Genomic DNA, 13,748 nt, shown 5'->3' with positions numbered 1-13,748 from the left:
GCGCTCGTTTTGCTCAAGGTTGTCGCAAGCTCCTCCGTTCCGTCGGCGTCAGTTGGCTAAGCGCCGCTGAATCGAGATTCATCTGGCCCAGCACCTGCACCGCACCCTTGTGGTCATACGACGGTGTCTGCAGGCTTGCGCCTTCTCGTGGGCGCACCGCGCCTTCCGCCGGCTCTCCGCCCGTGCCCAGCACGCGCACAGTGAACACAGACGGCATGGCCTGGCGCGCCGCAGAGCGTTCGCGCTGCACCGCTTCCTGCGCTGCATTTGCGGCCTGCGAGGCGGCAGCACTAGCGTTGGTCAGCGCTCCAACGTTGACGGCAGCCACCACCGGAATGCCAGTGGCCTTGCCCTGGACCTGAATGTTCTCGGCGTTCACCACGCGCAGGGCAGCCAGGTTGACGTTGCCCGAGACGCGGATGCCCGCCTCCCCTGCGTCGATGGTGCCCAACGGTGCGATCAGGTCGATATCGCCCGGTGGCACTTCCGCGATCGGGTTCAGGGTGGCAATACCCGCGCCCGTGTTCGGCGTAGTCGGCGACAGCGTCACGCGGCCAAAATCGTCGTAGACACGGCGTTGCGGCGTGTAGACCACGGTGGACTTCGAACCGCGACCCGCATTGATGTCGCCCGCGGCCGACCAGCCCAGGATGTTGCCGCCGAACGTGGTGAAGATTCGGCTCTGACCCAGCAGGATGCTGTCCCGCGCATACATCTGAATCTCGCCCGAACCCTGTGTCAGCACGCCCGAGCCCTCGCCCGGCACGAAGCCGCCGTCCACGCCCACCAGCGTACGGCCACCCGGCGTCAGGATGCTGACGTCCCCGCCGAAGTCGGTGTGGATGCCGGAATCGAGCACATCGAAGTACGGCATATTGGCCTGCGATCCTGCCGCTACCCACTGCGCCTTGGTCAGGTACTTCACGCCAGCCCGGGGACGGGTGGTGAAGGTCGGGTTGGACGAGTCCATGTAGTACTTCGCGCTGCTGAACATGGTCAGGTCACCGTCGTAGGCACCCTCGCCCGTCGCATTGCCCAGGCTCGCGCCACCCGGCAGCAGCGTGGCGATGGCCTCCCGGCCGCGCAGGTAGCTGCCGGCGCGCGGGCCACCCACATCGTTGTACTCACGCCCCGATGCCTTCAGTTCCGCGTAATAGACGTTGCGCAGGTAGGCGCGCTGCTGCTCGGGCGGCAGCGCGGCGAAGAACGCGCGCGCATCGCCGGTGGCCGCATCGAAATGCAAACCCAGGCCATTGGCGCCGCCGAAGCGGTCCGTCAGCCAGTTCACGAGGTGCAGTTGGCTGACCAGTCCGAACTCGCGCTGCAGGTCACGGCTGGTGGCCGCAGTCCCACTTGCCTGCTTCTGGTCGCGCGCAAGGTCCAGTTCGCCTTGCTTGGCGGCGAGGAATGCAGGCGCGTCAGCCTCGCTACCCTTGTAGTCGAACTCGGCGCGCAGCCAGTCGCCCAGTGTCAGCTTGCCGCCGTACGTGGTCACCGCCTTGCCTGGCTGGTCGGCCAGCGGGCGGCCCGGATCGGCCTGGTTGGCCGGATCGAGGTAGCGCGCCGCAAACGCCTGGAAGCCCAGCCCGTCGAGTCCGCCCGCGCCCACGCCGGCAGCCACGGCGATGCCGGCCCCGCTGGCGCGGTCACCCGACCGTGCATTGACCACCTGCCCGATGCTCTTGAGTTCGCCCTTGTCTGCCAGATAGAGGTCGCGGCCGGCGGTGACCTCCATCAGGCCCGGACCTGCTACGTAGAACGTGCCGCCCAGGATGTCACGCCCGGCCGAGATCACCGAGATATCGTCCGCGCTGTTGTGGACGATCAGGTTGCCACGCAGGCTGCCCGTTTCGATCCGTGTCGGACGCAGCGGTGCATTGGGATTGGAACTGTAGTACTGGCCGAACCAGCCGAGCGCGGCACTAGGCACTGACTCGGTAATGCCGAGTTCCGTGCCAGCGTTGACGATGTCGCGCCCCGCGCGGATCGCCACTGGGCCGCCGCCTTCGTACCACGTCGCCTGCTGCCCGCTCGCGCCGTTGGGGTTACCCCGCGTGATGATGCCGCCCGTTCGCAGCCCCACGATGTCGCCCGTATTGGCATAGAAGCGCGCGGGCGGCTGGCCCGTATGCGCCAGACCGGAGGCGCTCGGAGACACCAGGCTGAACAGCGGATACAGTTGCTCGCTGCCCAGGCCGGTGCCGAACATCACGCTGGGTGCCAACCCCTGCTGGCTGACATTGCCGATGATCCACGGGCCGTACCAGACCTGCCCCACCACGCCGGCAAAGCCGGGGTTGAACGGCGTGGGCAGTGCGGCGCCATCGGCGCCCGACTGCGTCACCGCGTAGCCACCGGCGTAGATCGAGTCGCCCGCCAGCAGTTCCAACGCGCCGGTGCCAGGGGTCGTGAACTGCGGACCCACCGGCGACGGGGCCAGCGTCAGGCCATACGGCGACTGGACTGGCTTGCTATCGCCCTCCCGTTTGCCCTGGCTTGAGCCACCATAGAAGAGGCTGCCATTGGGCGCCGCCGCGCGCAGGATCGCGGGCATCACGAAGCGGCCATCCGTGGCGCTGTGATTCTGGCCACCACGGTTATCCATCCACGCCATCGATGGCGTCAGGTTGCCGCCCGCCGCCAGCAGGTTCACTGCCGTGGCCGGGGTCCAGAGCGAGAACCAGCTCCAGCCTTCGCCGTCCTGCGCCGTGCCGTTGAGCGTGAACGGCGTGCCGTTGTGGTACTGCGGCACCCGTCCCGGATCGGCCACGCCGCCCACGGCGATATCGCCGCGCGCATCGATGCTGATGGTGGCATCGCCCGGCACCAACACCGGCCCACCGGCGGCAATCGCTGATGTCGACACGTTGGGCTGGTACGCACGCGTTTCCATGCGGTCCGACAAGTCATAGCGCAACTCCACGCCACCCACCGAACCGGCCGCCAGCCGCAGGGCGCCGCGCAGGTTCGTGAACGTGCTGTTCAGCGGGACCTGCATGTTGTCGTAGCGCAGCATGCTGCCATCCACGCCGCTGCCCGGATTCGGCGTCGCACGCACCTCGGCCACCGGGTTGAGGCCGCCACCGATGCGGATGTCGAGGTCGCCGCCACCGGTCAGCGTCAGTGTGCTGCCATCGGCCGACACACGGCCCGTGCTGGCCACTGCCAGGTTCAGACCCTGGCTGCGCGACAGCACGTGGGCCGCCTGCCCCATGCGCGATTCCATCATGCCGGCATCAGCGCCGGCCTCCAGCACGAGATTGCCGCCGCCCAGCGTGCCGATACCGGTGAACCCCACCAGGAACGGCGTGCCGTCATGCCGGGCCCCGGCGCCGCCCGTCGCAGCGGGCACGAAGGTACCGAAGTTGATCCACCATGCCGTCGGCACCCCCTCGCCCGGTTGCGCGGCGCTGCCGGTGCCCTGGCGCCACAGCCAGCCGCCCACTGCGGACGTGTCGATATGCGGCCGCATGATGCCGAGCGCATCGTCGGTGCGAACGGTGCCGGAGGACTGGCCGATGGTGTCCCCACGCACCGTGCCCTGCGCGCGCACCAGCACGTTGCCGCCATGCTCCGGATACCACGCCTGATAGAGACTCTGCGTGCCGCCATTGACGTAGGGCTCCAGGAAGGCACCCTTGGCGCCCAGGATGTTGCCGTCCTTCCCGATCGAGCGCGACTGGTTGTACGCGGCATCCACGCCAAGCGACTGCGTGCCCGCCGTGTAGACGCCGAACGGCGAGGACATCGTGAAATCGCCCGCCGACAGCACATCCAGATCGCCCGTGCCGGTCCGCAGCACGCTGTAGAGTTGCTGGCGACCCGGCGTCGGGCGGTCTTCATACTCGGGCGGGGTGCCGTCGGCCGTCTTGACGACCAGTACACCGAGGCCCCAGTCGTTCAACCCCATCAGGGCTTCCTCACCGCCCCACGATGCCAGGTCGGTGATCGGCTCGCCCGGCACATAGCCGAATATCTCGGCGTCCGGGCCCCAAATATATTGCCCCGGCAGGCCCGTGCCCGGCTTGAGCACGGTATCCGGCACCAGACCATAGTGCGTATCGGCCAGTAGCACATGGCCGGTGGCACTGTGCGCCAGCAGCGCGCGCGTGTCCGCTGCATCGAGATCCGCGCCGCCCACCAGACGGATCGACCACGATTGCGATCCCGGTGCCAGCATCGGCGCCAGTGCGAGGTTGCGGCCCTGGTTGCCATCGGCATCGGCCGGACGCATCTGCACGCTTTCGGCATCGCCCGGTAGGCGGACCACGGTCTCGGCGGGCACCATCGCGCCCTTGCGCAGCGTCAGCGAACCCGCCAGTTGCACGCCGTTCACCGGGGCCGACGCGGTGCCGATGTCCATGATCGCGCCATCCGGGAATGGCAATGGCACGCCGGCCGGCCAGACCATCGGCCCCACCTTGGCGGCAGCCGGCAGGCGATTGCCTGCGTCGAGCTGCATGCCGCTGGACAGCGTCACGGCCTGCGACAGCACGGCGCCCGCGGCATAGATCACATTGCCATTGGTATCGCGCACCGCACCGCCCAGTACCGTGCCGGCCGGCAGCACCAGGTCCGCCGTCAGCGTGGCGCGTGTGGCCAGTTCGGTGCCTGCGCGCAGCGACATCGCCTGCATTGACAAGGCATAGTTCAGCGCGCGGCCCGAGTAGAAGAACGTGCCTTCGGCCAGCGTGACAAGGCCATCGGTCGGGATGATGACATCGCCACCCCAGGGCACGCGGCCCTTGACCAGAATCCAGCCCTTGTCGTCGACCGTGGGCTGCAGCACCGAGGTATCGAAGCCGTCTGTCAGGCTGCCGTAGACCTTCAGGTTGCCGCCCGCGCGCAGCACCAGCGCGCCCGCTTCGCCCGAACCGTAGACGCCGGTCAGTTGCGAATGCGGATTGACGCTGGCGTAGCGGAAGCCGGACAGGTCAATGTCGCCATCGACATGAAGATCGCCATCGGGCGTGGCGCTGACAATCTCCACGCCCGGGCGCAGATGGAAGGCATCGGTGTAGCCACGCAAGCCGGCGAGCTTGCGGTTCATCAGGTCGCCGTTGGTCAGCGCGTTGCCCATGAACACCACGCTGTCATCGTGCAGGTCCTTCAGGTAGCCCTGCGTGATCGACTGGTAGTCGCGGCCATCCACGGTGCCGTTGGCAATCAGCGGCGCGTTGTCATAACGTTGAAACGCGTTGACGTAGATGCTGCGCGCGCCCTCGATCCGCACGGTGCCGGAGGCATCGATATCCACGTCCGTGCCGCGTGCACCGCCGATGCGCCGCGCGCTCAGTTCCACCGTGCCCAGCGCCTGCGCTGTGCCATCGGTGCCGGCGCGCACATCCATGCGCGCGCCATCGGCCAGCACCAGCGTGCCGTTGCCGCTCTGGATCTCGATCATGGCGCGATTCGGCGCCTCGATGATCTTGCCGTAGCTGTCCACGCGCAGCACGCGGCTGTGTGCATCGAGCAACGCATTGCCGCCAATGGTCACGCCATCGCGCGCTGCAAGGCGGATGCTGCCCACCTGCTCGCCGCTGGCGTCCACGGTGCCGTTGACCACCAGCCGGCCGCCATCGACCGACACGCTGATCTCGCGCGCCTTCAGTTCGTCGCCAATCGTCAGGTCGCCCTGCTTGACCTGGAAGTTGCGGCTGCCGCTGACCTTACCCGCATTGAGCCGCTGGTTCAGGCCCGTGAAGTCGGCGATCTGCTGGCCCCGGATATCGGCCCCGCCTGCGGCATACGGCACGTACGTGCCGCCCGCGTCGTAGTGGCCGGTGCTGCCGCCGGCAATCGAACCCTGCAGATCGACCACGCCCGCGCCGGTGCCCAGCGCGATGGCCGTCAACTTGCCCGCGCGGTTCTCGACGGCCGAGAGATCGACGTGCGAACCCGCTGCCTGGCGGATATTGCCCGCGCGGCTGTCCAGCACCACATCGCCGCCCCAGCTGTACTTGCTGGTATCGAAGAAGTCGAGCTTGCGGCCGGCGAGGTCGAGGTCGGCGCGGTCGCCCAGTGCGATGTCCCCCTGTGCGGAGACCGTGAGCTTGCCACTCGGCAGCGCCACGGCGGTGTCCAGCGAGACATTGCGCCCTTCCAGTGCGATCTCCGCGCCCAGCGCCGCCACCAGTGCCGCGTTCGTCAGTACCGGCGCTGTGGCGCCAGCCGGTGCCACCACGCTGATGTCGCCTCCCGCGCGCAGCGTGTTGACGGAACCTGCGTGGCCCGTCAGCAGTGGCGTCTCGATATGCAGGTTGCCGCCGCTGTACGTGAACTTGCCTGCCGCGTCATCCCACGCACCGCGCGACTGGTAGACCGCGAGCGTGCCCTTGCGGTTGGCCGTGATGCGCTCGCTGGCCTTCAGGTTGACATCGCTGAAACCGAGCGCCAGCCGGTCCATGTCATGCACGGTATCCACGCGCACGGATGGCGCAAAGCCGAACTCGATCTCGCGCGCTTCGATGGTCAATTTGCCCGAGCCCGTGCCAGCCCCGCCGGCGGCCACCTGCCCAGCTGGCGTGGTGGCGCCGTTCCACACCAGCACATCGGTCTGGATGCGCGCGTCGGCATTGGCGTTGCCCGCACCATATATGGCCGGCGTGGTCAGTACCAGACGGTCGAGCGCGGATTTGCCGGTGACCGGGTCGAGCGTCGAGAGCGTGATCGAGTCGTGGAAGTTGACCGCGTCGCGTGCGGTCAGGATCAGGTTCTCCAGCGCCGGGGCACCGGTGCTGGTGTCGCCGTTGATCAGGCGGTTCAGCACGTCCTGCGAGAGCCGCAGGCCCGGCGTCAGTGCCTCACGCGCGGCCGCCGCAGCCAACGCGGCCTCGGTGCCCACGTTGATGGACCCCACCGACAGCGAGAGGTTGCGTGTGCCGTAGCGCACCGCGTCGCGCAACTCGAACGACTTGTCGGTGGCCGCCGCGATGGTGCCCTCCGAATACAGCTGCGCGTTGGTCTGGCACGCGGCCCCTGGCGCACAGGCGCCGATGTCGATGAAGCCGCCGCCCGAGTTCGAGCTGCCTGCGGCCGGTGCCAGCATGTCCAGCCAGCCGTTTGACAGCGCCACCACCGAGCGCTGGCCTGGCTCGAAGACAAAGCCGTTGGTGGAGTCCCACGCGGCCTTGCCCAGCCCCAGCGTGTTGATGCCCGCACCCTGCTCGATGGTGATGCCACCGTTCGGATTACCGGTGACGAGGTAGACCTCGGGCGCCTTCAGCATGGCGCCTTCGCGCAGCACGATATTGCTGCTGGACATGTCGAATGTCGCCACATTGCCGCGTGGGCCCGCGCTGCCCACGCCGCCGACCTTCGGCAATCCGCCGATGCCCAGCCGCGTCGCACCGATCGCGTTCAGGTCATCGGCATGCAGCGCCACCGGATTCAGCGTCGCACTCAACGCCCCAGGTGTGCCGCCTGCGGCCAGGATCTCGTAGTTGCCTGCGCCAGTCACCAGCGCGCTGCCGCCCCAGCCGCCTTCCGGCGTGTCGTACAGCGCGCGGCCGGCGAAGTGCAGCGCCTCGGCGTCGCCAATCCTGCCGTTGGACGCGTCGGAGACGAAATCCAGCTTGAGCGTCTTGGCGTCGCGCTCGATCATCGTCCGGGGCATACCGTTGCGCTGGGCCGCGGCCATGGCGTAGTCGGTATAGCTCGTCTCGTTGTACTGCGAATAGCGGCGCATCACGTCCGCCGATGTGACGATGGCCTGCGTGGGCAGCGCGTCGCGAATGCGGGTCCCGACCGTGCTGAGTTGCGCGCTGGTGGCGTACGAGCCATTACGCATGGCCAGCGCATCCTGCCGCGTGGCGGCGGCGGCCTGCGCGCCGTTCAACTCCACACGGAAGGCACCCGGCAGCAGCGCATAGGTGGACGGCAGCAGCGTGTAGGTACCCGCCGGCAAGCCCGGTACGCCCGCGCCGATGGTGATCTGGCGGCCGATGGCGGGGTCGCTCGCGCCCTTCTCCGCCACGATGGGCGCGTAACCGGCCTGCACCCCCGGCACGATGGCATAGACCGGGTTGGTAGCCAGGCCCGGCAGCGTGAAGCCGCCCTGCGGGTCCACCTGAATGAGCGGGTTCATCCGCGCATCGGTGGAGCCGCCCCGGCCGGACAGGAACGCAGCGCCCTTCAGGTCGCCGCCGCCGCTCATGTCCAGTACGGCCCCCGCCTGCACGTCGATGGCATGGCCGGCCAGCGTGACGGCGGGTCCGGTACCGGCCTTGTCGAACGCGACATCGGCACCGTTGTATAGGTAGCTGAGACCATCCAGCGATCCGCCGAACGGCATGGTCAGGCCCTTGGCGCTCACGGACGTGACGCTACCCGGCAGCAGGTTGACGATGCCGGTTTCCTGACCGTTCTCGCTGGAGCCGATGGTCACGCTGCCCATCGGCGCACGCACCACACCGCGCTGGTTGACCGTCGGGCCGGCAAGCTGGATGGTGCCAAATACCGAGTACGGTAGCGCCGGGTCGGCCACGCCGGCCCCACCAGCCACATCCGCGCGCTCGATGTTCAGTACGCGCGTGGGGACCATGCGGGTCTTCATGTTGCCCCACTGGTCCACGTAGGTTTCCAGGCCAACGACAATCTTGCCGCTGTCCAGCGTGGCCGGATAGATCTGCGACGCGGCCAGCGTCAGGTTGCCGGACGAATAGAGCTCGGCGGCACCGGACAGGCGGATATCGGCCGCGCTGCGCAGGTTGACCGTCCCGAAGGCATCACGCAGCACCTTCAGCGGCGCGCCGCTGTTCATGACGATATCGCCGCGCGTGCCCATCAGCATCTGCCCGGCGATATCGAGGAAGCCTGCATCCACCGTCAGGCCCGCGTCGTCGGCCACCAGCGGCACGCCGAGCGCCCCGCCGCCCGAGTTGACCAGGTTGCGCGAACCGACCACCGGATTGGGCATGATCGAGTTGTCCACCGCGCGGCGCGTGCTGCCCGCGAGCTGCACATAGGGTGCCGCCAGCCTGACCTGCGTCGCCCGGTCGGCCTGCGCGGCCAGGCCTATCGAGCTGGCAACGAGGCGCAGGCTCTGGTCCATCTTCAGGTCGACATCGCCCTCGAAGCTGATCAGGCCGTTGGCCAGCAGCGCCAGGTTGCCGAAGCCGCCCGCCACGACACGGTCCACGCCAACGCGCGCATAGCCGAAGGCCAGCGTCTCGCCGTTCGCACGATTCGCGCCCGGCGCCAGGTCGTCGGCCAGCACGCTATCGCCCTGCGTCTGCGCCACGATCATCTCGCGCGGCACACGCACGGCGTCCTCCACGCCAACGCCTTGCAGCGTATTGTTCGCCACACCGATATAGGCCGGCGTTTCCAGCGCCAGCGCCAGCGTGCCGCCCGCCGCGCCGGGACCAGCCGACGCCGCGCGCAGCGCGCCATCGACGAACAACCCGCGCATGGAACTCAGCGCAATCACGCCGCCGTTGCCCGGCAGCGCCACGGCACCCTGGCCCGGCACATCGATCGTGGCCGAGGCGCCGGATGCGTCGAGCCGCGCGCCCGGACGCACCACGATGAACGCGTCCGCTGCATCCACCTGACGCGCGCCAGCGACGTAGGGTGCGCCGATTTCGATGGTGCCGCCATCGGCCGCGTGGCCGTAGACGCGGCCGGCATTGTCGCGTGCGGTGGCCGCACGGCCCGCCGCGTCGAGTACCGCGTGGTTGCCGATCCAGATCGAACGGCTGTCCGCGTGACCGCTCGGCGTATCGGCCGTACCCAGACCCAGCGCCGTTTCGAGCACCGAGATCTTGCCGCCCCACGCGTTCAGCGTGCCGTCGATGGTGATCTGGCCGTTGCCCTGCATCGTGATCTTGTGGCCCGGATCGACCGAGACCACACTGCCCGTGCCGACTGTCACCGGCGCTTTCCCGTACACGCTGCCGCCCGTCAGCACCAGATCGGCACCCCGCCGCTGCGTCAGCACGCCGTCTTCGGGATCCTCCTCCCAGACTGGCGGCAACCACTGCTGCATCGCGTCCGCCGGCGCCGTGCCGGTGGGCGCCGCGTGCGCGTGCACGGTGTCGTGGCGCAGCACGGGCATGTTGACATCGATGATCGCCCCCGGCGCCACCGCCACGCCCTGCTGGCCAATCACCTCGTATTGGCCGAAGCCCGTCTGGAACACCTTGCCGTCGAGCACGAGCAACGGCTTGACCGTCACATCGGCGCCCAGCGCGGTGCCCGGTGCGAGCCGGTCGCCCGCGTGCAGCGTCACTGCCTGCGTGAACGGCGTGCCGGCCTTGATCGTGGTATCGAACGGCGCCACCGGCATGCCATCGGCAAACACCCCCGCAGGGACCACGTAGCCGGCCACCATGTTACCGACCGTTCTGGTCAGTTTCGCGCCGGCCGGCACGGTCATGCCAGTCTGGTAGAAGTTGCCAAAACTGTCGTAGACCGTGTACGAGCGGCCGCCCTCGCCAGCCGGCACCTGCCAATTGCCCGCCAGCGTCACGGGCTTGTCCACCGTGGCCAGCAGGCTGCCTCTTGCGATGGCGCCCGGCTGGATGCGGTCAGTGGCGTACGTGTAGTCGGTCGGCAGCACCGTGCCCACCGGTATCGTCAGATCCTGCGTCAGCATCAACTGGACCGCGGCCGACTCCCCGGCCTTCAGCACGCCGTTCTCGGCCAGCGGGCTGTTACCAACGACCACGCCCGTGCCGGAATCGATGGTCAGCTTGCCGCCGCCGCGCACACCGTAGCCGCGCAGTTCGCCATCCATGCGCAACGTGCCGGCGTTCTTGCCGGTGGTGTCGAGCTGGTTCGACAACAGCGAGATATTGCCGCCCCGGCCGCCGTCGAGCTTGCCGTTGGCCTTCAACGCCGCGCCCGACGAGACATCCAGCACACTGCCGGTGTCCAGCACGATATCGCCCGTGGTACTGATGCGGATATCGCCGCCATGGATATACGGGAGCCCCGCAATGTCACCGGCGTCCGTGCGCAGGTTGGTCCAGAGGCCGCGTGTATCGAGTGTGACGCCAGACCCCACGTTGACACCCGCCATCGCAGCCGGCGTGGTCGAAATGGGGGCGCCCAGCCATTCGTTGGTACTCGTGCCCACCAGCCGGTCCACCATGTTGCCCAGCACGATCTGGCCGCCGCGCGCCGTCAGGTCCGCGTTGACGTCCACCTTGCCCGCGTGCAGCGCGATGCCGCCGCCGTTGGCCACGGTCACCGGCGCGTCTACCGCGATACCATCCTGCGCGTAGACCTTGAGGCGACCCAGCCCTTGTGCGTTGACCCAGCCGGCATCCAGTGCAATATGGCCGGCCAATGCCTCGGGCATCGTTCCGTCGAGACCGAGCCCCTGGGCGATACGTTCGGCGGTGCCAATCTCCACCTGTTTCACGACGGCGGTCGGGCTGTCTCGCAGCATGCCCGACGCGGTGTCGTAGACCGGCCGGATCGACCCGATCACGAGTTCGCCGGCCAGCGGCGCGGCAATCTGCGACTGACGATAGCCATCGAGCGTGGCGTCCCGCGCCTGGCTCTGGCGCGGTCCCTGGTAGACCGCCGATTCGATGGCGCCTTCCAACACCGCCGAGCCCGTGCCCACCACCACGCGGCCCGCATCGCGCCCCACGGTGTAGCCGTTTTCCAGGCGGCGGTCCGGCGCGATCAGCGGACTGTTGAACTGTTCGGTGGAAGACTTGCCCCAGCGCTGGTGCTGGGTTTCGTAACCGCGATACAGGCCGCTGTAGCGCAGGTCGGCGGGTGCATTGTCGAGGCTGTACAGGCGGCCATCCTCGCCGCGCAGCCAGCTCTGCCGGATCATGCCGGTCTGCACGTTCAGCGAGCCGCCCGAGACGTTGACCGACGAGCCGGCCTGCGTGACCAGTTGGCCGCCATCGAAGGTCACGGTGCCGCCCAGCGCGGCCCATTCGCCGATGCCGTGGCCGCTCGTGCTCAGGTAACCGCTGACTTCCAGCAGGCCGCCGCCGGTGTACCAGCGGTCCGTGGTGTAGCCGTTGGTGCCCGCCGGCACGCGGACCAGGTAACGACGGTCCACCCACATCGTGGTGTTGTTGAGCTTGCCCGAGTCGCGGTTGCCCGGCGAATCGCGTTGCTCGTTGCCCTGGGTATTGATCTGGACGTTGTTGGCTTCCATCGCCACATTGACGCCCACCGCACCGGCCACGTCGAGGATGGCGCGGTCGGCCAGCAGCGCACGACGCACGGCGTTCACGCTGATCTGCCCGCCCGTGGCAAGTGTCAGCGAATTGCCGTCGAACAGGACGTCGCCTGCCGAGATCACCTGCACCAGCGACTGGTCGCGGCGGTTGTAGCCGGATTCGCTCGCGGTGCCGGAGTCACGCAGCAGCGCGTCGCGCTGCACGTCGAGCGCCGTGCCGCCGCTGTCGTCCAGCAGGATGGCGCTGACGCTGCCCGGCGCCAACGTGACGCGGCTCTTGTCGTCGCCCTCGGCGCGCAGGTGGATCGTGCCACGTGTGTTGACGGAGGTGGACGAGACCAGCACGCCCGTTTGCTCGACCGTATGACCTTTGAGCGTGATGTCGCCCGTGGTGGCCTGGATCAGGCCGCTGTTGGTGACGCGGCCCGCTGCGCTGTCGGCCAGCCGCAGCACGTCGATCTCGTTGCCGCGCGTGCTCGAATTGGGATTCCCATCGGTGCCGAGGCCTCGGCGGATCACAAAACTGTCGCCGGCAGCCAGCGCGGTCTGGCCGCCCGGCGTGACAATGGTTCCGCGGTTGTGCGCCTCGCGGCCCAGCAGCAGCACGTAGCCGCCGCCCTGCGTGACCGACTCGGGCTTGCGCGTGGCAATGCGCGCACCGGCTTCCACCACCACATCGCCCGTGGCCGCGCCGTGCGTCACGGCGGTCGTGCTCACGGCCAGGTCATTGGCGAAGGTCGGCACGTAGCCCGTGCCGCGCGACTCGCTGAACAGGCCCTTATCGAACTGCGCGTTGGTCATGCCGGCGGCAGCGGCCACGAGATTGCGGGTATCCACCTGGCTCGTGCCCGTAAACACGATGCCGTTGCGGTTCACGATCATGACGGTGCCATCGGCCTTGATCTGCCCCTGGATCTTGCTTGGACGCGCCTGCGGATCGTTGACGCGGTTCAGCACCGCCCAGTCCTGCTTCTGCTGGAACTCGACCGTGGTATTGCGCCCGACGTTGAAGGTCTCCCAGTTCAGGATGGCCTTGTCGGCGGTTTGCTCGATGGTGACCTGCGTGCGGCCGTCGGCCGTTTTCTGCGTGGGGTTTTTTGCATTGAGCCAGCCAGCCGTGAGGCTGTTGGTATCGACCTTGAGCCCACCTTCGGCGAGCCCATCGGGCACCGACGACTCCAGTGCGGCGGCCTGGCGTGCAGCCGCCTGTGCAGCCTGCATGGCGGCGATGCTCTGCGCGGCCTGGCCCAGGTTCTGGATCGAACGCTGCAACTGCTCGTTGGCGCGCTGCTGCTGCGCGTTCGGGCTGGTCAGCGATGCGGCCGGCGTGCCGTTGGGCAGCCGGCCGGTAGCCGCCGCTGTGTCCTGCATCATGTTCTTCTGTGCCATCCACGCGCGGCTGAACGCCTGGCTGGCATGCGCGTTGCCCCAGAAGCCACCGGCCGCCACCAGCAAGGCCACGGTACGGGCCAATGGCCTTGCCGTGGGTATGCGGCGTACCGTCATCGTATTTCTGCGTGGTTCCTGCACAAGCAAGGTCTTCTTGTAAACGCGCGTCTGCATGGTGCCCTGATCCCGTCAAGCAAGTTTGCGGGCC

At 68.3% G+C, this 13,748-nt stretch carries 1 protein-coding gene; it reads right to left on the bottom strand.

What is annotated here, in order from left to right; translation table 11 throughout:
* Positions 1–13: 13 nt before the first annotated feature.
* Positions 14–13,657 carry a filamentous haemagglutinin family protein gene (locus CYJ10_RS21650; protein ID WP_219621490.1) on the bottom strand — a complete coding sequence of 4,548 codons (13,644 nt, stop codon included), beginning with the start codon at positions 13,655–13,657 and terminating at the stop codon, positions 14–16.
* Between the last annotated feature and the right edge of the window lie 91 nt (positions 13,658–13,748).

This window comes from Cupriavidus pauculus (assembly GCF_002858765.1).
GTDB classification, from domain to species: Bacteria; Pseudomonadota; Gammaproteobacteria; order Burkholderiales; family Burkholderiaceae; genus Cupriavidus; species Cupriavidus pauculus_B.
The sequence above is the reverse complement of the archived record's forward strand: the minus strand, read 5'-3'. Positions and strand labels throughout refer to the sequence as shown.